Here is a 26,693-nt window from a genome sequence, read left to right as displayed (position 1 = left end):
GGTGATGAGGTGGTGTGTGAGACGGTGAGTCGGTTCGGTCAGGACCGCTTCCTGATCGAGCGGTACGCCACGAGATAGGTCACGACGACCACGCCGACCACGCCGGCGACGCCGTTACCGAAGCTCCGGGTGACCCACAGGCCGTCGTCGTCGCCGCCGGAGCCCGCCTCGCCGCTCGCGGTGCCGTCGCCGGAGCCGTCGGATCCGCCCGAGTCGTCCGAGGGGACCGACAGCTCGTCGCCCTGGAGCCGGCTGAACCGCAGGGTGATCGACTTCTTCCCGTTCACCTCGTCGGTGCTGCCGTTCCAGACGGCGAAGGCGAGGTGGACCGGCTCGCCGCCGGTGAGCCCGGCGTCGTAGGTGCCGTCCGCCGTGCGCTCGCGGACGAACACGACCTGCCAGCCGTCGTCGGTCCGGCGACCGGTCGCCCGCACGGGCTGGCTGTCGGCGTAGCTCAGCGAGCCGTACCCCTTCGCGTAGTAGTTCTGTCCGTACTGCGAGTAGCGCTGCTTCGAGAGCGGGTTGTCGGCCGCGAGCCCGGGTTTCGTCTCGGCGGACGGGTGCGGGTAGGTGTACATGTCGCCGCCGACGTCCTCGCCGTGCTGCCAGCTCGCGCGCCAGTACCAGATGTTGACCGGCGCGTCGCCGCCGCCCATCATGATCGGAGGCTGCTCGCCCCGGCGCAGCATGATCGCCGCGGCGTCGCTGTAGGCGTTCGGCTCGGAGATGTTCGTGTCGGCGGTCGGGTCCTCCCACGTCAGTCGGAAGGCGACGTGCGTGTCGTTCGCGGCCGTCTCGACCGTGAGCTCGTCGACGCTGCCGCCGCCGTACGGGAGCGCCATCCGCTGGGGGTTCAGCTCGACCGTCCGCGCGGTGGCGTTCTCCCAGGCAAGCGCGTTCGGCTCGGTCGGCGCGCTGTCGACGGCCGCGACCGGCTGCGCGCCGCCGGTCACCGCCGCGCCGAGCGCGGCTTGCGCGGACAGCAGCGCCGCGAGCACGACCACGGTCACCACGGTCGCACCCCGCGCGGCGGAGGCGTCGACGCGGGCGACGAGTCGCTCGCGGAGCGCGGGCGACGACCGGGTAGGGCCGCCGAGTCCGCCGGTCGAATCGCTCACGCCGGCTCACCCCCGTTCGTCGCGTCGGCGGTCGGCGCGTCGGGGTGGCCCGCCCGGTCGCGCTCCAGGAGCGCCGTCGCGAGGTCCGCGGCGGCGACGTACACGTCCGCGGCCGCCTCGGGGACGCCCTCGCGCCCGGCGGCCGACCCGATGTCGTGTGCGAGCCCCGGGAGGAAGTCCGCGAGGTGCTCCTCCAGCACGGTCGCCTCCGCCAGCGCGAGATCCTCGCCCCGGTCGTCGTCGGAGTCCGCCTCGACGATCGCGCGCCGGGCGGCGAGCACCTGCATCAGCTCCAACTCGACGGCGACGTGGTCCCGGCGCTCGTGGTAGTCGTCGGCGCGTTCCAGGTCGAACGCCGAAAGCAGTCCGGAGACGGTCGCGATCCGGCGCTGTTTTGCGCTGAGGTCGTCGCGGGCGGTGTAGTCGGCCTCGTACGGGACGACCGGGTACTCGCCGTCGTCGCCGGGGAGGCCGAACAGCGCGTCGTAGCCGTCGGCGAACGTCTCGGCGTCCAAGTCGGGGGCGGTCAGCGCCGACGCGAGGTCGGCGGCCGCGTCGCCGCAGCCGAGGCGGTTCGCGGCCGAGCGCATCGCGGAGATCGTCTCCTCGTCCGTCAGCTCCGCGACCGCGTCGCCGTCGGGGTAGCAGAACGTCCCCGCGAGGACGGCGTACAGCGCCGCCCGAGAGCCGTGGTGGCGCTTGATCGCCTCGAACTCCTCCGGGTCGGTCGGATCCGCCGGCGGATCCCGGGTGGCTTCGAGGTCGGTCGGGGGTGTGGAGTTGTCCGTCATTCCGATCACCTCACGGTTGGTTGGTCCACTGTTCGCCCTCGCGGACCTCCATGGGCTCCTCGATGGGCATGTCGACGACCTTCTTGCCCTTGCGGTCCCACCCCTTCACGCGGTTCTCCTTCACCCGGTACGTCTCGATGAGCCGGGTGGTCGCGCCGAACAGCTGGAGGATGCCGAGCACGTGATGGCTCGGGTCGCGTGCGCGCTGCTGGACGATCTTCACCGACTCCTCGTAGGTGGAGCCGGGCCAGTCGTTGCGCTTCTGTTCGACGTTCGGCGTGAACATCTGCGTCAGGAACTCCGGCGGCACGTGGTACGGCGGCATGTAGAACACCTGCGGCCGCGTTCCGAACTGGGGGTACAGCGGCAGCGCCACCTTCTCGTCGGACTTGACGAGGTAGTTGATCGGCGAGCGGCCGTCGGCCGCCGAGGAGACGCCGTCGGGGTGGCCCCCGTCCGGCCCGCGGTTGATGTTGCCGTGCAGGCGGGTCTTCCCGATGCACGAGGAGACGCACCGCGGGACGTTGCCGTCCTCGATCCGCGGGAAACAGCCCACGGGCTTCTCGGAGATGCCCGTCTCGGGGTTGTACATCGGCTTGTGGTACGGACACCCCTTCACGCAGCGTCGGTACCCTCGGCACCGCTCCTGGTCGAGCAGGACGATGCCGTCCTCCTCGCGCTTGTAGATGGCCTGCCGCGGGCAGGCAGCGAGGCAGGCGGGGTTCTTGCAGTGGTTACAGAGTCGCGGGAGGTAGAACTGCCACATGTCGTGGTACTGCTCGTTCTCGGGGTCGGACTCGACGACGTCGCCCTCGGGGTACTCCCCGTGGGACTGGTCGTCGCCGAGGGCGGGGTACTCCCACTCCTCTTTCTCGGCGACGTAGCCGCGGACCTGCTCGCCGTCCTCGGCGGCCTCGAAGATCGTCTCGTCGGGACCCAGATCGTCGAGCAGGCGCATGTCCCAGCCCATCGGGTAGCCGCCGTAGGGCTCGGTCTCGACGTTCATCCACCACATGTACTCCTCGCCCTCGCCGCTGGTCCAGGTGGACTTGCAGGCGAACGAGCAGGTGTTGCAGTTGATACACCGGTTCGTGTTGATCACCATCCCCCAGTGGTAGTCGCGCTCCTCCTCGCGGCGCTCGTAGGGGTAGCTGTGCTCGCGGCCCAGTTGCGGGTTGTGTACCTCGGGCATCAGGATCCACCTCCGCTACTACCGGCACTACTGCCGCCGTCGGTCTGCAGGCTGCCGTCGATGTACGACTCCACGAGGTCGTCGCGGCGGGCGTCGCCCGGCCACCAGTCTGCCTCCTCGTACTTCTCGACGGTGACGAGGTCGTCGCGGTTCGTCCCCGTCGGTGCCCACACGGTCTCCTCGTACCCCGCCTCGAGCGTCGCGCCGTGCCAGGCGAGGTCCTCCTCGACCTCCTCGGAGACGTTGGGGTCGCCGAACACCCCCTTGTGGACGAGGTCGTCGGTCTCCTGGGCGGGGTCGAGCCAGATGTTGGTCGTGACGTTGTACCCCGTGATCGAGTCGTCGTTCTCCTCGTCGTCCGGGAAGTGCTGGGGCCACCAGCCGTGCCAGATGGTGAGCTGACCCATGTCGCCCGCAGAGCGCGGGCGCTGGCGCTCGCTCACCATCGCGCGCACCACGAGGTCGCCCCGCTTGCCGGTGATGCGGACGTAGTCGCCGTTCTCCACGTCGATGTCGGCGGCGTCCTCGGGGTGCATCTCGACGAACGCCTCGCCCAGCGGCGGCGCGTCGTTCGTCTCGCCGTCCCCGGTCGGGAACGAGAAGTCGTCGACGAGGCGTTCTGTCCCCTCGGGGTCGGCGTTCGTCGAGCCGAAGTCGCGGCTCGACCACACGAGGTTCCAGTCGGTCATCCCCCACGAGGAGTGGGTCCGGTACTTCGGGTGGGGAGTGTTGTAGTAGAACTGGTACTCGTCGTCGTGGTAGAGGGGATTCTCCTCGTCTTTGGCCTCCTCCCACTTCTTGTTGCGACCGTACGGCGTTCCCTCGGGACTCTCGACGTGGTCGAGGTCCGCCCGCCCCAGTTCGCGGAAGCGGTCCTCCTCCTTGTGGAACTCCATGCGCCCCGTCTTGGTGTAGAACGGTCGGTCCTCGTGGATCTGCGAGTAGAACGGGACGCGCGGATACGTCTTGAGTTGGAGTCTGACGGGACCGTCCTCCAGGTCCTCCACGTCGATGTCGCGGGTCGTCATCCCCGCGTCGAGCGCCTGCTGGATGTAGGTGCGCACGTCGCCGTCGTCGTCGAGGAACTCCGCGAAGTACTCGCGGTAGGAGTCGACGTTCCGCTCCGCCGGCGGGATCTTCTCGTCGAGTTTCTCGGCGACGAGCGCGCAGATCTCGCCGTCCTGCTTGGTGTCGTAGATCGGGTCCATCACCCCGCTGTCCATCTGCAGGAACGGGTTCTCCGGGCCGACGGTGATGTCCGGGTAGTCGCACTCCAGCCACGACGGCACAGGGAGCACGATGTCGGCGTGGCGGGCGGAGTACGTCATGTGCATGTCCGAGACGATGAACAGTTCGTTGCCCGTGTCCGGGTGTTTCACGAAGTTCTCCATGACGTGCTCCTGATGTTTCGTCTGGTTCAGGAGGTTGCAGTTCATCGTCCACAGGACCGCCGGCCGCGACATCGTGTAGGAGTCGGCCTCCTCGGGTATCACGGGCTCGTCGGCGTCGCCCTGCGGGACCAAGTCGAGGTCGCGGTCGAAGTCGCCGCGGATCTCGTGGGGGTCGAGGGTCTCGCCGCCGAAGAACGCGAACGCGTAGCCGGGGTACATCCCGTGAGCCGAGTGCCCGTCAGGGTTGACGTAGGCTGGGTAGCCGTCGAGGAGTTCGATCTTGTACTGCCCGGAGTAGTTGTAGTAGCCCGCACCCCGCTCGCCGACGTTGCCCAGCATCGACTGTACGAGGAAGATGGTGCGCTGGAGCGCGTCGTTGGAGTGGAACCAGTGGTTTATCCCCTCACCGGTGAACCACTGGCCCTTCTCGGCGTCGGCGAACTCGCGGGCCGTCTGTCGGAGCTTGTCCGCCGGAATGGTGGTGATGTCCTCGACCGTCTCGGGGTCGTAGCTGTCGAGGATGTTCCGTTTCTGTCGCTCGAAGTCCGTCTGCACGCCGACGCTCGATCCGTCCGCGAGGTCGATCTCGGTGTCGACCTCCAGCCGGGCGTCGGCGGGCGTCTCCGTGCCCACGTCCTCCCGAGTGACCGCCGTCGGCTCGCCGTCGGCGTCGAGCACGACGAAGTCGCCCCAGTCGTCGCCGCCGCCGTTGTGCGCCAGCCCCGCCTGTCCGTCGGTGCCGCCCTCGGGCGGCTCGTGGTCGGGGAACACCTCGTGTGCGCGGAGGTACTTGCCGTCGTCTTCGCGCACGAGCAGCGGCAGGCTCGTGAACTGCCGCATGAACTCCTCGTCGTACAGCTCCTCGTCGATGATCACGTGGGCCATCCCGAGCGCGAACGCCGCGTCGCTGCCGGGGCGGACGGGGAGCCAGCGGTCGCACTTCTGCACTGTCGGGGAGTAATCCGGGTAGACGCCCACCATCTTCCCGCCGCGCTCGCGGGTCTCCTGGAGCCAGTGGTTGTCCGCGAGCTTGTTGTGGATGAGGTTCTTCCCCTGCATGATCGTGTAGTCCGCCTGCCGCCAGGCGGACGCGTCGGAGTCGGAGGTCTGGTACCCCGTCGTGATCACGTGGCCCGGCGGGAGGTCGGCGTACCAGTCGTACTCCGTCCACTCGCAGCCGCCGAAGATCGACGCGAGTCGGCGTCCGGCCCCGTGGCGGGTGATCAGGCCGTCGGACTTGATGGCGTTGAACACGTGGAAGCGCTTCTCGTCCTCCAGGTTCGCCATCTTCTCCGCGATGAGGTCGATCGCCTCGTCCCAGGAGACGCGCTCGAACTCGTCCTCGCCGCGGCCCTCGGGGCTCGGGTCCTCGGGGTCCCAGCCCTTCCGGACGAGCGGGTACTTGATCCGGCTCGGCTCGAAGGTGCGGCGGTGGAGGGTGAGCCCCTTCATGCAGCCGCGGGGGTTCCAATGGCGGCTGACGTTCGCCTGCTCGTAGCCGCCGGGGCTCCCGGGGCCCGGGCTGCCCTCCTCCTCGTGGTAGATCTGCTCGGCGCGGATCGGCACGCCGTTCTTCATGTAGAAGTTCAGCGCGCACGACTGGGTGCAGTTGGGGTGACACACCGTCCAGTCGACGCTGTCGTACGCGTAGATGTCGTGATACACCTCCTCCCAGTCGCGGTTCGGGTATGATTTGAGGGGGTTGTCGACCGAGGTCACGGGGTCGACGGACTGGGTCGCGGCCCACCCGCTGGACACCAGCGTCGACACAGCCCCCGCCGCCGCGGCCGTCACGAAGTCGCGTCGGCTCAGTTCCATCTCGGGTCACCTCCGTCCGGACTCGGGTGCATATCCGGGCGTTAGTTCCCACCTTCACAATCGATCCTCTCGTTCCGAGGCGCTGGGGACGCCCGCGAACGCGTTCGCGGATCGTGAAAAAGGGCCGGGAGGGTCACCGTCGGACCGAGGGAGTCCGCGTCCGCGATCCGGATCGCCGACGGGAGCGATCCCGGGTTCCCGGGGGACCGACGCGGCGGTGACGGCGTCGCGCGCGCTCAACAGCAGAACATGAACGGGTACATCAGTGCGACGCGGTCGCCGTCCTCCAGTTCGGTGTCGAAGCCGTCGAGGTGTTCGTTGAAGTGGCCATTCACCGCGATCCGGGCGTACGCCCGGGTTCGGTCGCCCTCCGGATTGGCGGTGAAGTCGTCCGGGAGCTCCTCGGGCGGCTCGGCCCAGCCGTGGGCGACGGCGTCCTCGGGCTCCTCGGCGATGAGCAGGTCGGCGACGTCGTGGTCCTCGAGGAACGCGTCGAGGAACTCCCGGAGGGTGGTGCCGTCGAAGGTGTACTCGAACCGGTGCTCGGGCAGCGCGTCGTACAGTCTGCCGGTCCCCTTCACGTCGACGGTGGTGACGGCTCGCTCGTCGTCGCGCTCGGCCGTCTCGGCTTCGGTCGCGCTCATGTGAGCAGTTCCGGGGGCGACACACCTCAACCGCGCCCCGAACACGTTCGCCGAGAGGGACGACTCAGTTCCCGTCGCTGCCGAGCAGCGCCGCCACGTCCGCGTGCGTCTCCAGCAGGTCGCGCATCACCTCGACGGTTCGCTCGTCGCGGGTCCGGCCGCTCCGGATCACGTCCTCCGCGCGGTCGACCGTGGTGAGCGTGTCCGACGGCACCGACAGCACAGGGAGGCCGGCCTCCGTCGCCTTCCCGAGCACGGACCCGGAGGGGCGGTGACCGCCGGTGAGCACCAGGCAGCGCACGCTGGTCGCCTCGATGGCCGCCGTGGCGATGTCGCTCCGGTCGCCGCCGGTGATGACGGCGGCGTCGCGGGCGCGACGGAAGTGGCGCAGCGCCTCCTCCGCACCCATCGCGCCGACGGTGAAGCGCTGGACCAGCGCGTCGCCGTCGCCCTCGACGAGCACCTCCGCGCCGAGTTCGTCGGCCAGCCCAGACACCGTGACGCCCGCGAGTTCGGGCACCCGAGGGAGCGCGCCGAGCGCGTCGACGCCGCGGTTCGAGAGGTACGGGATCACGTCCTGGTCGACGGCGTCGTAGACCGCGTCGTCGACGCGGTTGAACAGCACGCCCGCGAGGCGGTCGCCCACGTCGTCGACGGCCGCCAGCAGGTCGTCCACGTCGCCGGAGTCCTCGTAGTCGGCGACGAGCAGCACCTCGGCGTCGAGCACCTCCGCCACGTCGGGGTCGGTGAGGTCGACGACGCCGCCCGTGCGGTAGTCCCCGCCCCCCTCGACGAACATGGCGTCGGTGTCCGCGGCGAGTCCGTCGTACGCCTCGGCGATGCGTTCGCGGAGTTCCTCGGGGTCCTCGCGGCCGCGGATCGCCCCCTCGACGAACGTGGGCGAGTAGACGATCGGCTCCATCTCGTGCATCTCGGCGTCGAGACCCAGCAGCTCTCGGGCGAGCATCGGGTCCTCGTCGAGCGTCTTGCCGACGACGCTCTGGAGGCGCGTTCCCTTCGGTTTCATGTAGCCGACCGCCCGCCCGCGGTCGGCGGCGATGCGCGCGAGCGCGAGGGTGACGGCCGTCTTGCCGGTGCTCTCGGCGGTCGATGTGACGAGTAACGGATTCATGACTGGGCCTCCAGCGTCTCGGGGTCGACTGTGAGTCGCAGGTCGACGGCCCGGACCCCGTCGGGCGTCGCGACCAGTGGGTTCACGTCCAGTTCGACGATGCTCGGGAAGTCGGCGACCAACTGCGAGACGCGCCTGACGGCGTCGATGACGGCGTCGATGTCGACGGCGTCGCGCCCGCGAGCGCCCCGCAACAGGGGCGCGGCGTCGATCTCTTCGGTCATCTCGGCCGCCTCGTCGCGCCCGACCGGCGCGAGCCGAAAGGTCGTGTCCTCCATGATCTCGACGAACACGCCGCCCAGTCCGAACATGACCAGCGGGCCGAACTGGGGGTCCGTGTGACTGCCGACGATCGTCTCGACGCCGGCGTCGAGGTCGACCACCTCCTGCACCTGTACCCCCAGGATCGTCGCGTCGGGCTGGTAGTTACGGGCCCGCGAGATCAGGTCCTCGTAGGCGTCGGCGACCTCCCCGACCGGGACGCCGACCTTGACGCCGCCGATGTCGGACTTGTGGAGGATGTCGGGGGAGACGATCTTCATCACGACCTCCTCGCCGATCCCCTCGGCGACGCGCTCGGCCTCGGCGGGGTCGGCGACGACCGCGCCTCGGGGGGTCGGAACCCCGTAGGCGTCGAGGATCTCCATCGCCTCGACGCCGAGGCGGTTGTCGGAGCGCTCCCGGACCGACGAGAGGACCTCCCGGACGCGCTCGCGGTCGGCGTCGATCGGCTCGGGCTCGGGGTACGAGCGCCCGCGCACCTCGCGGTACTCCGCGAGCGACTCGAGACCGCCGACTGCGCGCGCCGGGTCGAAGTACGACGGGACGCCCCGCTGGCGCAGCACGCCGCGGGCGGCGGCGAGGCGACCGCCGCCCATCAGGCAGGCCGCCATCGGAACGCCGTGCTCGTCCGCGGCGTCGGCGATCAGCTCGCCGAGCTCGCCGAAGTCGAGCGTCGCGGTCGGGGCGGCGATCACGACCGCCGAGCCCACGTCGGGGTCCTCCATGGCGACGTCGAGCGCCTCGCGGAATCTGTCGACGCCCGCGTCGCCGATCACGTCGACCGGGTTGTACACGTTCGCCTCCTCGGGGAGCGCCTCGCCGAGGCGGGCGACCGTTCCGTCGCCGAAGCTCGCGAGCCGGAGGCGGTCGGCGTCGCCGACGGCGTCGGTCGCCATCACGCCCGGGCCGCCGGCGTTCGTCACGACGGCGACACCGTCGGAGGTGGGTACCTCGCCGCCGGAGAGGGCGCGTGCGGCGTCGAACAGCTCTTGAACGGACTCCGCACGGAGGACGCCGGCGGCGTCGAGGCCGGCCTCGTACGCCCGGTCGGAGCCGGCGATGGCCCCGGTGTGGCTGGAGGCGGCCTGCGCGCCGGCGTCGGTGCGTCCGGACTTGACGACCGCGACGGGCGTGTCGTCGGTCGTCTCGCGGGCGGCGTCGACGAACGCGCGTCCGTCGTCGATGCTCTCGAGGTAGCCGACGACCACGTCCGTCGCGGGGTCGTCGCCCCACGCGCGCACGAAGTCCGTCTCGTCGAGGACGGCCTTGTTCCCGAGCGAGACGACGTCCTTGAAGCCGATTCCCTCCTCGGTCGCCCAGTCGACGACGGCCGTGACGAACGCCCCCGACTGGCTCATGAACGAGACCCCGCCCGCGGGCGCTGCATCGGGGCCGAACGTCGCGTTGAGCCCGCGCGGGCTCGACATCACGCCCAGGCTGTTCGGCCCGACGAGGTTCAGATCGTACTCGGTGGCGACGGACTGCAGTTGCCGTTCGCGGTCGGCCCCCTCGACGCCGGTCTCGCCGAACCCCGCGGTGAGGACGACGACGTTGCGGACGGCGGACTCGCCGCACTCGCGGACCACGTCGACGACGGCCCCGGGCGGCACAGCGACGACCGCCATGTCGGCGTCGGCCCGCGTGACCGACCCGACGCACGGACGATCGAGCACCTCGTCGCGGTTCGGGTTCACCGGGACGACCTCGCCGTCGAAGTCGGCCAGGAGGTTCTCGGTCACCGCGCGACCGACCGATCCCTCGCGGTCGGTCGCGCCGACGATGGCAACCCGGTCGGGGGCGAACAGTCCCGAAAGCGGTGGCTCCTCCATCCGGGTGCGCTCGACCGGTTCCTGCTCATCGGTCATCGGTCACCCCGCGGCGTCCTCGCCCGGAGCGCGGTCGAGCCCTCCTCGAGTCGCCGCCGGCGGTCGACCGAGCGGACCGGGACTCCTCTCGTACACATCGTCACCGTCCAGTAATTCAATGGCATCCCACAAGAACGTGCCCGCCGTCGTCTGGGCGGCTACGGTTAAGTACCGTGACCGCATCCAGTCGGCACGAATGTCTCGCGATCCCCGAACGAGCTTACCCGACCTTCGGCGGGCGTTTCACCGCCACCCCGAACCGGGGTGGCGAGAGTATCAGACGACCGCCCGCGTTGTCGAGGAGGTCGAGCGGATCGGCGTCGACGAGGTCGCCGTCGGTCGTGAGGCGGTCGCGACCGACGAGCGGATGGCCGTTCCGCCGGAGGCGGATCTCGATCGGTGGCTCGACCGGGCGCGTCGCGCGGGCGTTCGCGCGGAGATACTCGAATCGACCGCGGACGGCCACACGGGAGTCGTCGCGACGCTCGACCGGGGGGACGGGCCGTGCGTCGGCCTCCGCGTCGACCTCGATGCGATCTCGATGAAGGAGTCCGACGAGGCCAGTCACCGCCCGGCCGCGGAGGGGTTCCGGTCCGAACACGAGGGGTACATGCACGCCTGCGGCCACGACGCCCACCTCGCGATCGCGATCGGGACGCTCGAGGCCGTCAAGGCGAGCGAGTTCGAGGGGACGTTCAAGGTGTTCTTCCAGCCGGCCGAGGAGATCTCCGGCGGCGGGAAGGCGATGGCCGAGAGCGGTCACCTCGACGGCGTCGACTACCTCATCGCGCTTCACGTCGGCCTCGACCACCCGACCGGCGAGGTGGTCGCCGGGATCGAGCGACCGCTCGCGATGGCTCACCTGACGGCGACGTTCGAGGGGGCGAGCGCGCACGCTGGAAAGGCACCCAGCCAAGGGGCCAACGCCATACAGGCGGCGGCGTGTGCGATCCAGAACGCCTACGCCATCCCCCGACACTCCGACGGGCTGACGCGGGTCAACGTCGGTCGGATCGAGGGCGGCGCGGCGAGCAACGTGATCGCCGAGGAGGTCACCATCGACGCCGAGGTGCGCGGGGAGACCACAGCGCTGATGGAGTACACGCGGACGGAGCTCGAACGCGTGCTCTACGCCGCCGCCGAGATGCACGACTGCGACGTCGCCCCTCGGATGATCAGCGAGTCGCCGCGCGTGGACAGCCATCCGGCGCTTCGAGACCTCATCGGGAACGTCGCCTGGGGGGTCGACGGGATCGATCGCGTGATCCCGTCCGAGGAGTTCGGCGTCAGCGAGGACGGGACGTACCTGATGCAGCGGGTGCAGGACGACGGCGGACTCGCATCCTACGTCCTCATCGGGACCGACCACCCGACGAGTCACCACACGCCGACCTTCGACATCGACGAGGCGAGCCTCGATATCGGCGTGTCGCTGCTGTCGGAGACGGTCGTCGAACTCTCCCGCCGTCGGCCATAGGGGGCCGAGTGAACCGGATACGAGGCGAGAAATCCGGGGGACCAGTACTGTTAATTCGCTCGCTACCGGTGTTGTGGCCATGAGCATGGACGACGTGCCGGAGTCGCTGGAGGCGGCTGCGGACGCCGACCGACCGCGCGGTATCCTCACGCCCTCCGATCGTGACTTCCTGACCGGGCGAAAGACGGACTACACCGACCACTCGAAGAAGCAGAAACGCAACAGGATCCGACGCCGCGTTCGGAACGCGATCCTCGATTTCAGCATCCTCTTCGAGTACATGGAAGAGCGCGACCGGGAGACCGTGTTCGATCCCGACGACGAGGACCGCGACGCGTACACCCAGGGCATCACCGACATGCTCGCCTTTCTCCACCTCGGGACGATGGGGTATCACACCCCGTTCAAGGACATGCTCGCGGAGGGAGTCGGAAAGGCCGAACAGCGGCTCGCCGGGTCGAACTACCGGATGGTCAACGTCGAGTTCAACGTCGAACCGGTCGGGCAGATCGACGTGGACGAGGTGGTCGAGAAGCTCGAGGACGAGGAGTTCGCGGAGCTCACGGACGAGGAACTCCGCGCGTTCGTCCGTCTGTTGACGATGTCCGACTCGTTCTCTCCGGACGAGGCCGGCGAGGAGATCAAGTCCCGTGTCGACGAGTTCGCCGAGCGCCTCACGGAGAGCGCCGAGTCGCACGAGCGGAGCCTCGAGGAGTTGACCAACTGACGGACGATCGACTGCCAAAGGATCGACTGTCGGACGATCGACTAACCGACGATCGACCGACTACGGTTTTCGGTTACGGAGCCGGACGAAACGACGTATCGTCTCGATCGACGTCGACCGAACGGCATCGGAATACACGGTATCCGGTCGAGCCTGTGGCGAGGTAATTGGACGTATCACATCGAATCACACTTTGAATTGGTTCATACCCACGGTATACGATCATTATCCGTAAAATCTAGTAACTCGTCGGCGCTTCTCAATCGTACAGTCAATAAACGGTGTTCGTTAAGAAATCGCTGATATGAGAAACACTTATTGTATATAGTTTCGATCGCCCCGCTATGCCATCTCGTAGCATGGCTGACGGTCGGCCGAGAGACGCACATTCGAACAGTCGTCCCGTCACCGGAGGTGGAACGGGATGAGCAGTTCCGGCCAGGGAATGGTCGAGGAGTTCCTCGACGAGATCGACCCCGTCGTGTTCGCGTTCGGCGCGCTGTTGACGCTCGGGGTCATCGTCGCGTTCTTCATCAGTCCGAGCGCGGTCGAGGACGGGATCTCGTCGCTCAACTCGGAGCTGCTCGGCGCGTTCAACTGGGCGCTGCTGTTGATCGTGTTCCTGATCGTCCTCTTCCTCCTGTTCCTGATCGTCGGGCCGTGGGGCGGGATCAAACTCGGGGACGAACCGCCGGAGTACAGCTTCCTGTCGTTCTTCGCGATGCTGTACTCGGCAGGGTTCGCCGCCGGCGTCGTCTTCTGGGGTCCGACCGAGGCGCTGTTCTACTACGACAGCCCCTCGCCCCTGTTCAACGGCGTCGAAGGCGGGACGGCGGAGGCGATGACCCTCGCCGTCCAGCAGACGCTGTTCCATTGGGCGCTCCCTCAGCTCGCGGTGTTCACGATCATGGGGATCGCGATCGGCTACTTCGCGTACAACTACGAGAACGTCCCGCTGCGGGTGTCCTCGGCACTGACGCCGATCATCGGCGCGGAGAACCTCGACGGGCCGTTCGCGAAGGTCGTCGACATCCTCGCCGTCTTCGCGACGATCGGCGGCGTGGCCACGTCGCTCGGGTTCATCGGGAGCCAGTTCGTTACCGGACTTGACTACCAGTGGGGGATCAACATGGGCGACATCGGGATCCTCCTCGTGGTGACGATGATGACGCTGCTGTTCACAACCTCGATGGTGCTCGGAGTCGACAAGGGCATCCGCCGCCTGTCGAACTTCAACATGATCGTCTTCGTCGGGCTGATGTTCGTGACGTTCCTCGTCGGGCCGACGCTGTTCCTGGTGTTGGTCGGCACCCAGGCCTTCGGCGGAATGATCACCGACTTCGTCTCGATGAGCCTCTTCACCGGCGCGGGGCCGATGGGAGCGGGTGACTCGGCGGCGACGAGTTGGATGAACGCGTGGACGGTGTTCTACTGGGCGTGGGCGCTCTCGTGGTCCCCCTTCGCGGGCCTGTTCATCGCCCGCATCTCCAAGGGACGCACCGTCCGGGAGGTCGCCTTCACGGGGATCGTCGCGACGTCCGGGGCCACGATCCCGTGGTTCACGTTCGTGGGCGGCACCGCCGTCTGGGCACAACACAACGGCATCGCGGACTTCGGCGCGGTGTTGTCGGGCGAGGCCGGCGCGGAAGTGTCCGGGTTCATCCTCTTCCAGGCGCTGTCGTTCACGTTGAACCTCGGGGGAGCCTCGATATCGATCCCGATCGGGTCGATACTGATCTACGTGTTCTTGATCCTCGTGACGACGTTCTTCATCACGTCGGCCGACTCCTCGACGCTGGCCGTCTCGATGATGACGACCGGCGGCAAGGCCAAGCCGTCGAACCTCAACCGCATCTTCTGGGGCGTCGTCCTGGGAATGACCGCGGCCATCCTGATGATCCTCGGCGGGACCGGGAGCGCCAACACGCTCCAGCAGGCGGCGATCATCACGGGCACGCCGTTCGCATTCGTCTGCTTCCTGGCGATGCTCGCGCTGATCAAGGACTTCGGTGCCAACTACCAGCAGGTGCTGCTCCAGGAGGAGACGGTCCTCTACGGGTCGAGCGAGGAGTCGAGGTCGCAGTCGACCACCGGTGCGGTCCAGTCAGAGGACGACTGAGACCCGTCTTCACTCCGCGGCCGCCGACAGCGCCGTCGGCTGTCTCGGACGAGTTTTTTGCGACGTTCGACCGATGACCCCGTCGGATCCCCACTATAACAAGTTTTAATGTATAATGTACACATAAACTGTGTATGGATAGGGACACGGCGGAGCCGGATGCGGCCGCGCTTCCGGGTCCGAACGCCCGGAAGTGGGTCCAGTTCCACCAGGAGCACTCCGCCCCGAGTGAGTACTCCCACGAGTTCGTCTGGGACGTGACCCGCGAGGCCGACGGCCCGTTCGTCACCGACGTCGACGGGAACGTCCTCCTCGATTTCACGTGTCACATCGGGGCGGCACCGCTCGGCTACAACAACGAGAAGGTCCTCTCGAGGCTGCGGGAGTTCGATCTCGTCGAGCCGATGAAGATCGCCGGACAGGACATGTACTTCGGCGCGGGCCCCACTCCGGACGAGGCCGAGGTCCCCGGATCGAGCCACCTCATGGAGGCGCTCGTCGATGCGTCCGACCAGTACGGGATGGACACGGTCTTCCTCTCGAACTCCGGCGCGGAGGCGATGGAGAACGCGATGAAGATCACCCACGACCTCCGTGCGCCCGCGAAGTACGGCGTCGCCTTCTCCGGCAGCTTCCACGGTCGAACCCTCGGAACTCTCTCCGTGACCAAGTCCAAGGACGTGTACACGCGCCACTACCCGGAGGTGAGCGGGATCGAGACGGTTCCGTTCTGTGCGGACCGGGACTGTGACGCCGGGAGCTGTGACTGCGGGTTCTTCACGGGCGAGGGCTCCCGGCTCCGAGCCATGCTCTCTCCCGAGGGCGGTCACGTGAACCCCGACGAGATCGCCTTCCTCACCCTCGAGCCGATCCAGGGCGTCGGCGGCTACCGCTTCCCCAGCGAGGCGTTCATGTCCGAGGTCGCGGCCGTCACCGACGAGTACGACATCCCGCTCGTCGTCGACGAGATCCAGTCGGGCGTCGGCCGAACCGGTGAGATATGGGCGTCGGACCACTACGCGATCGAACCGGACGTGATCGCGAGCGCGAAGGCGCTGCGCGTCGGGGCGACGATCTCCCGCTCGGAGGTGTTCCCGGCCGAGAAGAACCGCCTCGGGTCGACGTTCGGCGGCGGAGACGTCCTCGGGTCGATGATGGGAGCGTTCACCCTGGAGGCGATCCGAGAACACGACCTGCTGGAGAACGCCACCCGACGCGGCAGGCAGGCGAAGGAACTGCTCGCGGAGCGCACGCCCGAGCACGTCGAAGACATCCGCGGGAAGGGCCTGATGCTCGCCGTCGAGTTCGATACGCCGGACCGGCGCGCCGCCGTCGTCGAGGCGGCGCTCGAGCGTGGCCTGCTGACGCTCGGGTGCGGCGAGAAGACGATTCGGCTGCTCCCGCCGCTCGACTCGACGGAGCGGGAGATCGAGCTCGGGATCTCGCTGTTCTGCGATGCCGTCGACGCCGTCGGCCCGACCGCGACAGTAAGCTAGTCGGCGTCGACGGACCGCGCCACGACGGACACCCCCTCGACCGCGGAGAGTTCGGCGACGACCGCCTCGGCGTGGTCCTCCCCGCTCCCCTCGAACCCAATCTTGAGCGGCGTCCGGTTCGGGGGATCGGCCGTCCCGCTCTCGGCACGTTCGAGAACGTCCAGTTGCGCGCCCTCGCCCTCGACGGCGTCGACGACGTCGCCGACGAGCGTCGGCCAGTCGTCGAGCGCCAGCCTGACCGTCGCGTAGCGCCCGAGCTTCCGGAGCCCGGTCCGGACGAGGTCGCCGTGTTCTGTCAAGTCGACGTTGCCGCCGGAGACGACGACGCCGACGTGGTCTCCGCGGACGTCGAGGTCCGCCGACAGCGCCGCGGCCAGCGGTGCCGCCCCGGCCCCCTCGGCGACGACCTTCTCCCGTTCTGCCAACAGGGCGACGGCGGCGGCGATCTCCCGGTCGGAGACGGTCACCACGTCGTCGACGACCTCGCGGGCGATCGCGAACGTCGTCTCGAGCAGTCGCGCATCGGCGATCCCGTCGGCGACGGTGTCGACCTCCGAGAGCCGCCGGATCTCGCCGGCCTCCAGCGACGGCTTGGCGTGTGCGGCCCCCTCGGGCTGGACGCCGACGACGCGGACCTCGGGGTCCGTCGACGACAGCGCCGTGCCGATCCCGGAGACGAGTCCCCCGCCGCCGATCGCCACCAGCACCGTGTCGAGTTCGGGGAACTGCTCGCGCAGTTCGAGGCCGATCGTCCCCTGTCCCGCGACGACCGCCTCGTCGTCGAACGGGTGGACGAACGTCTCGCCCGTCCGATCGGCGCGGTCGAGGGCGTACTCGTAGGCCCCTTCGTACTCCTCGCCCTCGACGACGACCCCGGCGTCGTAGCCGCGTGTGGCGTCTATCTTCGCCGCGGGCGTCGTCTCGGGGACCACGATCGTCGCGTCCACGTCGAGGAGGTCGCTCGCGAGCGCGACGCCCTGAGCGTGGTTTCCCGCGCTGGAGGCGATGACGCCGGCCTCGCGGTCCTCGGGGGAGAGTTGCGCGATCGCGTTGTACGCCCCCCGGATCTTGAACGACCCGGTGCGCTGGAAGGGCTCGAGTTTGAGGCCGACCGAGGCCGCGCCGCTCAGTTCTGCGAACGTACGTGAGGTGTCCAGCGGCGTCCGATGGACCACGTCGCGGAGCCGTTCGTGTGCGTCCTTCACGTCGGAGACGGTAACGGGAGGATCGCCCGCAGGCGGGGAGCCGTCCCGCTCGTGCGTCCCGGTCATTCGGCGCTGTCGGTCCCCACGTCGATGTCGGCCGCCTGCGGCACGGGATGGCGGCGTTCGAGGTCCCTGATCGTTCCCACCAGCACGTCGACGCCGTGCTGCAGGCTGCGTTCGTCGACGTCAAACGTCGGCGTGTGGTGGCTGGTCGGGTGGTCCGTCCCGACGATCAGGTACGTCGCCAGCCCGCCCTCCGACTGGACCCGGTTCATCAGGAACGTCGCGTCCTCGCTGGCACCGAAGTCGGCCGCCGGGAGCACGCGGTCGATCCCGTCGACGCCGTTCGCGACCTCGCTCACGAGCGCCTGAAGCTCGGGGTCGCTGTCGGCCCGCGGCGACTCGCTCACGACCTCGACGGTCGCCCGGCAGCCGTGCATCTTGGCGGCCGAGCGCACCGTCCGTTCGAGCCGGCGCTTCATGTACTCCATCAGCTCCGTCGTCTCCCCGCGGGCCTCCGTCTCCATGTGGGCCCGCTCGGCGATGACGTTGCTCGCGGTTCCCGCCGTGGCCTTGCCGACGTTGACCCGCGTCATCCCCTCGCTGTGTCGCGGGATCCCGTAGGCGTTGACGATGGCTGTTCCCATCGCGTGCATCGCGTTGTTCCCCTCCTGGGGAGCCTTGCCCGCGTGGGCCGAGGTCCCCTCGATCGTCGCGTCGACGTGACACATCGCGAGCGGCTTCTCGACCCCGGCGACCACCTCGCCGGTCGGGTGGTCGAGCCCGACGTGGACGGCGAGCAGGTAGTCCAGGTCGTCGGCGAACCCGCTGTTCGCCATCGGTCGACCCCCGCCGCTGGTCTCCTCTGCCGGCTGGAAGAACACGACGAGGCGACCGGAGAAGTCGCTCTCTGCGATCGCCTCGAGAGTGGCCAGCCCCCACGTCATGTGGGCGTCGTGTCCGCAGGCGTGCATCGCCCCGTCGATCTCCGACCGGAACCCCTCGTCGACCGGCTCGTGATCCGGGTCGGTCGACTCCTCGATGAACAGGGCGTCGATGTCGACGCGCAGCCCGATCGCCGGGCCCTCGCCCCGGTCGAGGACCGCGACCGCGCCGGTGTTCCCGCCGGTCATCCGTTCCAGCAGATCGTCGTCCGCGCCGCGCTCCCGGGCGCGTTCGATCCAGGGGTCGAGATCCTCGTCCGGAACGGCCATTCTGTCCGCGGGGTCGTAGGCGTCGGGTCCGGCCGCTACCTCGTCGACCCCGATCTCGCGGATCTCCTCGACGAGCTTCGCGGTCGTGGCGAACTCCCGCCAGGCGGGCTCCGGCTGCCGATGGAAGCTCCGACGGAGGCTGACGAGTCGGTCGCGGATCGGTTCGGTCATGTGAGTCACTCTCTGCCTGCGCCCCCTTAACTATACACAGTTGTCGTTGACAATAGATACACAAAAGGGATAAGCAGGGTCGCCGGGATCGGTAGCCAACGCGTCGATCCGACGCGACCACACCCCATGACCGGACACTCAGACGCGGAGCCCGACGTCGTCGTACTGCGTGAAGGCACAGAGGGGCTGTCGATGGAGTCGTACGCGGAGACGCTGCGCGAACGACTCCCGGAGTACACCGTCCGCCTCGCGCGGACGCCCGCCGACGAGCGCGAACTCGTCCCGAACGCGCGCGTCGTGACCGGCATCACGGTCGACCGCGACCTGATCGAACGCGCCGACCGGCTCGAGCTGTTCGCGTGTACCTTCGCCGGGACCGACCACGTCCCGGTGGACGCGCTGGCCGAGCACGGCGTCGCCGTGACGAACGCCGGCGGCATCCACGCCCCCGGCATCGCCGAGCAGTCGATCGCGAACATGCTCGTGTTCGCGCGCAACCTCCACGAGGGCTGGCGTCGGAAGGGGAACGCGGAGTGGCGTCACTTCCAGTCGCACGAGTTCACAGACAGCACGGTGACGGTCGTCGGGCTCGGGTCCATCGGGCAGGCGGTGACCCAGCGCCTGTCGGGCTTCGAGGTGGAGACGATCGGGATCCGCTACACCCCCGAGAAGGGCGGGCCGACCGACGAGGTACTGGGCTTCGACGAGGAGGACGTTCACGAGGCGTTCTCCCGCAGCGACTACGTCGTGCTCGCGTGCCCGCTCAACGACATGACGCGGGGGCTGGTCGGCGAGGCGGAGTTGGCGACGCTGCCCCCGAGCGCCGTCGTCGTCAACGCGGCTCGCGGCGGGCTCGTCGACACGGACGCGCTCGTCGCCGCGCTCCAGTCGGAGGGGATCCGCGGTGCCGCCCTCGACGTGACCGACCCGGAGCCGTTGCCGTCCGACCACCCGCTCTGGGACCTGGAGAGCTGCCTGATCACGCCGCACACCGGCGGTCACACGCCGAAGCACTGGGATCGGCTGAGCGACATCGTCGCCCGGAACGTCGCCGCGCTGGAGTCCGGCGGCGACCTGGAGAACGTGGTCGTCCAGCCGGACTCGGATCGGTAAGTCCCGTACTCGAACTCACGACGACTCGGCTCGGGATTGGAGACGGGTGCGTCGGACCGCGAGGGCGATGCGGGATCCGTTCGGCCGAACCGGACCTCAGGCGGTGAACAGCCGACGCGGGAACTCCGCCAGCGTCTCCGCGCCCGTGCTCGTGACGTGGAACGTCTCGCTGATCTCCATGCCGATCTCGTCGGTCCAGATACCGGGGATCATGTGGAACGTCATGTCCTCCTCGAGGACGGTCTCGTCTCCGGGGCGGATGCTCGCTGTGTGTTCGCCCCAGTCCGGGGGGTAGCCGAGCCCCATCGAGTAGCCGATACGATCCTCCTTCTCGAGGCCGTACTCCGCAATTGTGTCGCGCCAGGCCTTCTCGACCGTCTCGCAGGTGACGCCGGGTTCGGCGGCGTCGAGTGCGGCCTCCAGCCCCTCGACGACGATGTCGGCCGTCTCCTCCAGCTTCGTCGGGGGGTCGCCGACGAACGTCGTTCGGGCCAGCGGCGAGTGATAGCGGTGGCGACACCCCGACAGCTCGATGATGACGGGGTCGCCGTCGTCGAACCGGCGGTCCGTCCAGGTGAGGTGCGGGGTTCCCGTGTGGTCGCCCGACGGCATCAGCGGAACGATGGACGGGTAGTCGCCGCCGTACTCGTCGGTACCCGTGATCAGTTGCTCGTAGATGGCGGCCGCGACCTCGTACTCCGGGACCCCCTCACCGACCGCGTCGAGGCCCGCGAGCATCGCGTTCTCGGAGATGCGGGCGGCCTCGCGCATGTACGCCAGTTCCAGCTCGGACTTCCTGATCCGGACCCAGCCGACCAGCAGCGTCGCGTCCTCGAAGTCGGCGTCCGGGAGGTTGTGCTGGAGCCGCGTGTACGACTTCGCGGTGAAGTAGGCGGCGTCCATCTCCAGCCCGATGCGGCCGTCGGCGACCCCCAGGTCCTCGAGGACTCCCGCGACGTAGTCCATCGGATGGAGGTCGTGCGGCGAGTGGACGTGGTCGTCGCTGTACGCGCGGATGCTGTCGTCGTCGAGGTGCGTCGTCGCCCGCGCGCCCCCGCCGTCCATGTCGCGGCCGATCCAGACCGGCTCGTCCCGGTCCGGGGTGACCACGACCGCCTGGTGGACGTAGAACGACCAGCCGTCGTAGCCGGTCAAGTAGTTCATGTTCGCCGGATCGGAGACCACGATCGCGTCGAGTTCCTCCTCCCGCAACCGCCGCCTCGTTCGTTCGACCCGCCGCTCGTACTCGGACTCGTCGAATATCTCTTCTCGGGGCATGGTAGCGGACCGTCTACGGGGAACGTTGGCAAGCCGTAGTATAACTTTATCGTGTATATTGAAAACGTATATTGTGTATTTTCTGCCGGGCGTAGTCGGCGAAATCGGCGCTCAGCGGGGGTGAGACGCGGGATGTCGGTTCAGGGATCCGCCGGTTCACCCCTCGAAACCCCCAATTCGGGCCGCGTAGCTGTGGGTTTTTGTATCGGCCGGGCCGATCCTTCGGTATGCTTCACAGTACCGGACCGCTGCTGTCAATCGACCTCGGCGACCGGGACGTCTCGGAGACCGACATCACGGGTATCCAGGAGCGGTACGTCGGCGGCCGCGGCGTGGGTACACGGCTCGCCCACGAGCGGATCCCGTTCGACGCCGACCCGCTCGGTCCGGAGAACCGAGCCGTGTTCACCACCGGGCCGATGCAGGCCTCTCAGATGAGCTTCACCGGCCGGACCAACTGCACCGCCGTCTCTCCGCTGACCGACGGGCTGTTGTCGTCGAACGCGGGCGGATTCATGTCGCGACACCTCGCGGCGACGGGCTACGGGGCCGTCGAGCTGGCCGGCGAGAGCGACGAGCTGGTCGTCGTTCACGTCCGCGACGACGTCGACGAGCTCGACTCGTCGGCTCGTCCGACGAAGTCGGACGTAGGCGTCGAGTTCGAGGCCGTCCCCGAGTTGGCGGGGGCGACGGTTCCGGAGACGACCAAGTACCTCGAGACGGAACACGGGATCTCGAGCGACCAGACCGCCGTCATCGGGCCGGCCGGCGAACACGAGGTTCGGTTCGCGTCGATCATGACGACCGAGGAACGGGCGTTCGGCCGCGGCGGCCTCGGGGCGGTCCTCGGCGCGAAGAACGTCAAGGGGGTCACCTTCGGCGGCGACTCCGCGCCCGACCTGTCGATCCCGGCGACCGCGAACGAGATCCACCGCGAGGCCGCCACCGAGGACCACATCATGAAAGAGCAGGGGACCGTCGCCGTGATGGACCTCGCCAACGAGATGGACGGGCTCCCGTCGTACTACTTCTCCGAGCGCTCCTTCGAGGGCGTCGAGGGGATCAACGGCGACGCCGTCGCGTCGAAGAAGTACAAGAAAGGGACCTGCTCGGCGTGCGCGTTCGCGTGCAAGCTTCCCACTCGCGACGAGGAACGCGGCGTCGAGACCGAGGGGCCGGAGTTCGAGGTGGCGATGGCGTTCGGCTCGAACTCCGGGGTCGACGACATCGTCGACGTGATGGAGTCGAACCGGCTGTGCGACGAGTACGGGCTCGACGCCATCTCGGCGGGCAACACCATCGCAGCGTACCTCGAGGCCGAAGAGGAGTTCGGCAACCGCGAGCTCATCTGGGATCTCGTCGAGAAGATCGCCCACCGCGAGGGGGTCGGCGACCGCCTCGCCGAGGGGATCGGTCGGGTCCACGAGGACCTCGGCGTGGAGAACTGGTCGGTGAAGAACATGGACTTCGCGGCCCACGAGGGGCGGCTCCTCCACGGGCAGGCGCTCTCGTACGCCGTCGCCAACCGCGGTGCCGACCACATGTACGCGACGTTCTACTCCGTCGAGTACCCGCTCGTCGACGAGGACGAGGCGATGGCTCCCGCGGGGTTCGAGGGGAAGGCAGAACGGCTCGTCGAACGGGAGGACCTGATGGCGCTCAACGACAGCGGCGTCGTCTGCAAGTTCTCGCGTGACTTCATGACGCCCGAACGCTACGAGCTGCTGTTCGACGCCGACTTCGGGGACCTGCTCGCGGTCGGGGCGCGGACGGTCGCGCTCGAACGGCACTTCAACAACGAGCGGGGGTTCGACCGCGCGGACGATCGCCTCCCGTACGAGGACGAGCTTCCGGGGCTCGAGGACGCCATCGAGTCGTACTACGAGATCCGCGGGTGGAACGAGGACGGGACCGTTCCGGAGTCGGCGCTTCCGGCGTAGTTCGGCGCGTCGTCCGTAAGAGAGAGCCGGATACCGCGTCCGCCCGTCAGGCCGACACGGTTCGCGCGGTCGCCGCGATGGCGTCCGCGATGACCTCGGTCCCGACCTCGGCCTGCGTCTCCGTCAACACGAGCGGCGGAAGCAGTCGGAGGACGTTGCCGTACTGGCCCGCCGTCCAGACGAGCACGCCGTGCTCGTAACAGTATTCCTGGATCGCGTCGACGCGGTCGCCGTCCGGGTCACCGTTCCCGTCGACGAACTCGGCACCGACGAACAGGCCCTTTCCGCGTACCTCGCCGAGGCCGGGGTCGCCCTCGCCCGCGTCGCGGAGGCGGTCGCGGATGTACGAGCCCACCTCGGTCGCGTGGTCGAGCAGGTCGTGCGACTGGACGTACTCGATCATCCGGAGGCCGCCGACCATCGCCGGGACGTGCCCGCGGTACGTGCCCGCGTGGTCGCCCGAGCCCCACGTGTCGAGGTCCTCGTGGTAGATGGTCCCCGAGAGGGGCTGACCGTTGCCCCCCAGCGCCTTCGCGGTCGTCATCGCGTCCGGGGTCACGTCGTAGTGCTCGCAGGCCCACCACTCTCCAGTTCGGCCGAGCCCGACCTGGATCTCGTCGAACACCAGCGGGAGGTCGTTCTCGTCTGCGATCTCGCGGAGTCCCGAGAGAAACCCCTCTGGCGGGACGACGACGCCGCCCTCGCCCTGGATCGGCTCGACGAAGATGCCCGCGGGGTCGGTCAGCCCGCCGTACGGCTGCTCGACGATCGCGCGGACCTCCTCCAAGGCGCGGTCGACGGACTCCTCGGGGGCGCGGTCCTCCTGAAACGGGTACGGGAACGGCGCGTGGACTACGTCGGGCAGAAGCGGCGCGTACGGCTTCTTGAACTTCTTGTTCGACGTGATACTCATCGCGCCGGTCGTCGCGCCGTGATAGGAGTTCCGGAACGCGAGCAGGCCGTTGCCGCCGGTGTTGTACTTCGCGAGCTTGATCGACGCCTCGACGGCGTCGCTCCCGGTCGGCCCGCCGAAGACCACCCGGTTGCTGCCGGCGAGTCCACCCGGCGCGATCTCGTCGAGCTTCTCGATGAGTTCGATCCGCGGCTCCGTCGGGAAGTCGACGGCGTGGGTGAGCTTGTCGATCTGTTCGTGGACGCCCTCGTTCACGTACGGGTTCGCGTGGCCAACGTTGTAGACGCCGATCCCCGCGAAGAAGTCGAGGAAGACGTTGCCGTCGACGTCTTTCAGGGTCGCTCCCCGCCCCTCGTCGAACGCCAGCGGGATGTCGTTCGGGTACGCGACCGCGCTGCTGTCGATCTCCCCCTGTCTGTCCAGGAGCGAACGCGACGCGGGACCGGGGACCTCGTCGACGGACGGTTCCTCCGCGAAATGCAGGTCGTGGATCGGCGGGCCCACCATACTATCGACGAGACAGCAGGGCCACAAATAGGTTGAGGTAACCAGCAAGCTATGATACTGTACACGATATCCGTTTTCAAATTGGGCGGGCGACCGCGATCCGGCCTAGACCGCGCCGTCGCCGGCGCGCTCGGCGGGCGTGAGATAACACTGCGGGTCGCGGGCACCGAACTCGCCCTCGACCGTGAGCGCGCGCAGGCGCGACGCCCCCCGGCAGATGTCGCTGTACGCACATGTCCGGCACTCCTCGTCCAGGCTGTCGGGGCGGTCGCGGAGGCGGTCGAGGAGGGGGTTCGACTCGTCGTCCCAGATGTCTCCGAACGGCCGGTCTCGGACGTTCCCCAGCGAGTACGACTGCCAGAACTGCGTCGCGTGGACGTTGCCCTGGTAGTCGATGTCGGCGACCCGCTCGCCGGCCGGGTCGCCGCCGTTGACCTCGAGGTATCGACGGACGCGCTCGGCGCGGTCGGGGCCGAACTCCCGGCCCGCGTACTCGACGAGGTAGGCGGCGTCGCAGTAGTTGCCCACGAGCAGCGTCTCGATCTCCTCGCCGGCGGCGTGGTACTCCCGGGTGAGGTCGACGAGGCGCTCGACCGCGTCGCGTCGGGTCTCGGGCGCGATGTCTGCGTCGGGGACCCCCCGTCCGCCGTACGCGAGGTGATAGAAGCAGAATCGATCGACGCCGACGTCGGTCAGCAGGTCGACCACGCGCTCCATGTCCGGGACCGTGTCCTCGGTGACGGTGTAGCGCAGGCCCGTCTTCAACCCCACGTCGAGACAGGCCTCGATGCCGTCGACGGCGGCGTCGAAGGCCCCCTCCTGTCCGCGGAAGGCGTCGTTCACCTCGCGGCGGCCGTCGACGGAGATTCCCGCGTACGCGAGGCCGGCGTCGCGGAGGTCGCGAGCGCGGTCTCGGGTGAGCAGCGTGCCGTTGGTCGACAACACCGGGCGGATCCCGGCGTCGCTCGCGTGGGCGACAAGTTCGGCGAGGTCCTCGCGCACCAGGGGCTCGCCGCCGGAGAACAGCACGACCGGGACGCCGTAGCCGGCGAGTTCGTCGAGCAGTCCCTTCGCCTCGGCGGTCGTGAGTTCGCCCTCGGCCGCGCCCACGTCGGCACCCGCATAGCAGTGGGCACACGAGAGGTTGCACCGTTTGGTGCCGTTCCAGACGACGACCGGTCGCTCCTGTCTCCGCTGGCGGATCTGTTCGGCCGAGGAGTCGGCGTCGCCGTACCGGAGCCCGTCGCCCTCGGCGTCGAGGTCGTACAGGAGTTTGCTGACCGAGATCACGCCTCCACACCCCCGTCGGCGGCGGCGTTCGCGTCGGCGTCCCGTTCACCGTCGGCGTCCGCGTCGTCGTCTCCTTCGGCCCCGTCTCCGTCGTACTCGGCACCGAGGTCGCGCTCTGTGAAACGGGCGACGCGGTCGCTGCGCGCCAGCCAGAGGGTCGACGCCTCGGGGAACAGCGCGCTCGCCTGTTCGCGTGCCACGTCAGTCGAGGGCGCGGTGACGCTGCCCGCGTGTCGAAGCGGCTCGGCAGACGACTCCCGGAGGAACACCTCCCACTCCGGCGAGTCGTCGGCTCGCGCCTGCGCCACGCTCTCGCGCCGGTCGGAGTCGGTCATCGTCCGGGAGACGGAGGGGGACGCCTACGGCGTTCACGACGAATCCCAGCGACTGGGAACGGGAGAACGCGGCTTATCCGTCCCCCCACAACTCGCGGTCGATGTCCGAACGTTCACCCGACCGACGGACGGTACTGCGCGCGACCGGACTGGCCGCCGCGGGCGGCCTCGCGAGCCTCGCCGGCTGTTCGGGCGGGAGCGGAGGCGGCGACGAGACCGACGGGTCGACGGACACCGAAGCGCCCGTCGAGGAGACCACGGACGACGGTGGAAGCGACAGCGGCGGAGACGGCGACAGCGGCGGAGACGGCGGCGACGCCTCCTTCGACGGCTGGTTCGACGACGTGGACAACTACGACGGCGTCGTCGACGAGACCGGCGCGAGCGAGGTGACTGTCGAGGTCGGGATCGAGGCCAACGGCGGCTACTACGGCTTCGGCCCGGCCGCAGTCAGGGTGTCCACAGGGACGACCGTCACCTGGGAGTGGACCGGCCAGGGCTCCAGCCACAACGTCGCCGCCGACGACGGCTCCTTCGAGTCCGAGCTCGTCTCCGACGAGGGCCACACATTCAGCCAGACGTTCGAGGAGGCGGGGACTGTCAGGTACGTCTGCACGCCCCACGAGGCGATGGGGATGAAGGGCGTCGTCGTCGTCGAGTGACGGTCGACCGACG

Annotated in this window: 20 protein-coding genes; 7 read left to right on the top strand and 13 right to left on the bottom strand. The window is 68.7% G+C overall.

Annotated elements, in window-relative coordinates; translation table 11 throughout:
• Window positions 1–38: 38 nt before the first annotated feature.
• From Hbl1158_RS16130 to Hbl1158_RS16100, 7 genes are all read right to left on the bottom strand, one after another.
• The gene (locus Hbl1158_RS16130) at window positions 39–1,118 is read right to left on the bottom strand and encodes an ethylbenzene dehydrogenase-related protein (RefSeq protein WP_234299675.1); all 1,080 of its coding nucleotides are present in this window, start codon (window positions 1,116–1,118) and stop codon (window positions 39–41) included.
• Complete coding sequence (locus Hbl1158_RS16125) at window positions 1,115–1,909, bottom strand: molecular chaperone TorD family protein (RefSeq protein ID WP_234299674.1); 795 nt, start codon at window positions 1,907–1,909, stop codon at window positions 1,115–1,117. Before Hbl1158_RS16125 ends, Hbl1158_RS16130 begins: the two co-directional genes overlap by 4 nt.
• Before the next feature lie 10 nt (window positions 1,910–1,919).
• Complete coding sequence (locus Hbl1158_RS16120; RefSeq protein ID WP_234299673.1) at window positions 1,920–3,101, bottom strand: 4Fe-4S dicluster domain-containing protein; 1,182 nt, start codon at window positions 3,099–3,101, stop codon at window positions 1,920–1,922.
• Complete coding sequence (locus Hbl1158_RS16115; RefSeq protein WP_234299672.1) at window positions 3,101–6,310, bottom strand: molybdopterin-dependent oxidoreductase; 3,210 nt, start codon at window positions 6,308–6,310, stop codon at window positions 3,101–3,103. Before Hbl1158_RS16115 ends, Hbl1158_RS16120 begins: the two co-directional genes overlap by 1 nt.
• A gap of 236 nt (window positions 6,311–6,546) precedes the next feature.
• Complete coding sequence (locus Hbl1158_RS16110) at window positions 6,547–6,954, bottom strand: MoaD/ThiS family protein (protein ID WP_234299671.1); 408 nt, start codon at window positions 6,952–6,954, stop codon at window positions 6,547–6,549.
• Between the two features lie 64 nt (window positions 6,955–7,018).
• The gene (locus Hbl1158_RS16105) at window positions 7,019–8,086 is read right to left on the bottom strand and encodes a phosphotransacetylase family protein (protein ID WP_234299670.1); all 1,068 of its coding nucleotides are present in this window, start codon (window positions 8,084–8,086) and stop codon (window positions 7,019–7,021) included.
• Window positions 8,083–10,197: an acetate--CoA ligase gene (locus Hbl1158_RS16100; RefSeq protein ID WP_234299795.1), complete on the bottom strand. Its 2,115-nt coding sequence runs from the start codon at window positions 10,195–10,197 to the stop codon at window positions 8,083–8,085. Before Hbl1158_RS16100 ends, Hbl1158_RS16105 begins: the two co-directional genes overlap by 4 nt.
• A gap of 232 nt (window positions 10,198–10,429) precedes the next feature.
• On the opposite strand from Hbl1158_RS16100, the gene Hbl1158_RS16095 reads away from it, so the two are divergent.
• From Hbl1158_RS16095 to Hbl1158_RS16080, 4 genes are all read left to right on the top strand, one after another.
• Window positions 10,430–11,710 carry an amidohydrolase gene (locus tag Hbl1158_RS16095; RefSeq protein WP_234299669.1) on the top strand — a complete coding sequence of 427 codons (1,281 nt, stop codon included), beginning with the start codon at window positions 10,430–10,432 and terminating at the stop codon, window positions 11,708–11,710.
• Window positions 11,711–11,789: 79 nt separating this feature from the next.
• Window positions 11,790–12,437 (top strand): hypothetical protein, encoded by a 648-nt coding sequence (locus Hbl1158_RS16090; RefSeq protein WP_234299668.1) that lies wholly within the window; start codon window positions 11,790–11,792, stop codon window positions 12,435–12,437.
• A 424-nt stretch (window positions 12,438–12,861) separates the two neighbouring features.
• Window positions 12,862–14,556, top strand: coding sequence for a BCCT family transporter (locus Hbl1158_RS16085; protein WP_234299667.1), 1,695 nt, complete (start codon window positions 12,862–12,864; stop codon window positions 14,554–14,556).
• 134 nt (window positions 14,557–14,690) lie between these two features.
• Complete coding sequence (locus tag Hbl1158_RS16080) at window positions 14,691–16,052, top strand: aminotransferase class III-fold pyridoxal phosphate-dependent enzyme (protein WP_234299666.1); 1,362 nt, start codon at window positions 14,691–14,693, stop codon at window positions 16,050–16,052.
• On the opposite strand, the gene ilvA is transcribed toward Hbl1158_RS16080, so the two are convergent.
• Both ilvA and Hbl1158_RS16070 read right to left on the bottom strand, forming a co-directional pair.
• The gene (gene ilvA, locus Hbl1158_RS16075; protein WP_234299665.1) at window positions 16,049–17,323 is read right to left on the bottom strand and encodes a threonine ammonia-lyase; all 1,275 of its coding nucleotides are present in this window, start codon (window positions 17,321–17,323) and stop codon (window positions 16,049–16,051) included. The genes Hbl1158_RS16080 and ilvA overlap by 4 nt on opposite strands.
• Window positions 17,320–18,642 carry an amidohydrolase gene (locus Hbl1158_RS16070; RefSeq protein ID WP_234299664.1) on the bottom strand — a complete coding sequence of 441 codons (1,323 nt, stop codon included), beginning with the start codon at window positions 18,640–18,642 and terminating at the stop codon, window positions 17,320–17,322. The genes ilvA and Hbl1158_RS16070 overlap by 4 nt, the downstream gene beginning before the upstream one ends.
• 126 nt (window positions 18,643–18,768) lie before the next feature.
• Between Hbl1158_RS16070 and Hbl1158_RS16065 the strand changes: the two genes are divergently transcribed.
• Window positions 18,769–19,755, top strand: coding sequence for a D-2-hydroxyacid dehydrogenase (locus Hbl1158_RS16065; protein WP_234299663.1), 987 nt, complete (start codon window positions 18,769–18,771; stop codon window positions 19,753–19,755).
• Window positions 19,756–19,851: 96 nt separating this feature from the next.
• On the opposite strand, the gene Hbl1158_RS16060 is transcribed toward Hbl1158_RS16065, so the two are convergent.
• Window positions 19,852–21,033 carry a M24 family metallopeptidase gene (locus Hbl1158_RS16060; RefSeq protein WP_234299662.1) on the bottom strand — a complete coding sequence of 394 codons (1,182 nt, stop codon included), beginning with the start codon at window positions 21,031–21,033 and terminating at the stop codon, window positions 19,852–19,854.
• A gap of 227 nt (window positions 21,034–21,260) precedes the next feature.
• Here Hbl1158_RS16060 and Hbl1158_RS16055 point away from each other — a divergent pair, with 227 nt between their 5' ends.
• Window positions 21,261–22,973 carry an aldehyde ferredoxin oxidoreductase C-terminal domain-containing protein gene (locus tag Hbl1158_RS16055; protein WP_234299661.1) on the top strand — a complete coding sequence of 571 codons (1,713 nt, stop codon included), beginning with the start codon at window positions 21,261–21,263 and terminating at the stop codon, window positions 22,971–22,973.
• 46 nt (window positions 22,974–23,019) lie between these two features.
• On the opposite strand, the gene Hbl1158_RS16050 is transcribed toward Hbl1158_RS16055, so the two are convergent.
• The 3 genes from Hbl1158_RS16050 to Hbl1158_RS16040 form a co-directional block, all read right to left on the bottom strand.
• Entirely contained in the window at window positions 23,020–24,393 is a 1,374-nt protein-coding gene (locus Hbl1158_RS16050; protein ID WP_234299660.1) for an aspartate aminotransferase family protein, read from the bottom strand.
• A gap of 105 nt (window positions 24,394–24,498) precedes the next feature.
• Window positions 24,499–25,683, bottom strand: a complete 1,185-nt coding sequence (locus Hbl1158_RS16045) for a TIGR04347 family pseudo-SAM/SPASM protein (RefSeq protein WP_234299659.1) — start codon at window positions 25,681–25,683, stop codon at window positions 24,499–24,501.
• Window positions 25,680–26,018: an Htur_1727 family rSAM-partnered candidate RiPP gene (locus tag Hbl1158_RS16040; RefSeq protein WP_234299658.1), complete on the bottom strand. Its 339-nt coding sequence runs from the start codon at window positions 26,016–26,018 to the stop codon at window positions 25,680–25,682. Before Hbl1158_RS16040 ends, Hbl1158_RS16045 begins: the two co-directional genes overlap by 4 nt.
• A gap of 101 nt (window positions 26,019–26,119) precedes the next feature.
• Here Hbl1158_RS16040 and Hbl1158_RS16035 point away from each other — a divergent pair, with 101 nt between their 5' ends.
• A complete protein-coding gene (locus Hbl1158_RS16035; protein WP_234299657.1) occupies window positions 26,120–26,680 on the top strand; it encodes a halocyanin domain-containing protein in 561 nt (186 codons plus the stop codon).
• Window positions 26,681–26,693: the final 13 nt, after the last annotated feature.

The organism is Halobaculum sp. CBA1158, from assembly GCF_021431925.1.
In the GTDB taxonomy this organism is placed as follows: Archaea; Halobacteriota; Halobacteria; order Halobacteriales; family Haloferacaceae; genus Halobaculum.
The sequence above is the reverse complement of the archived record's forward strand: the minus strand, read 5'-3'. Positions and strand labels throughout refer to the sequence as shown.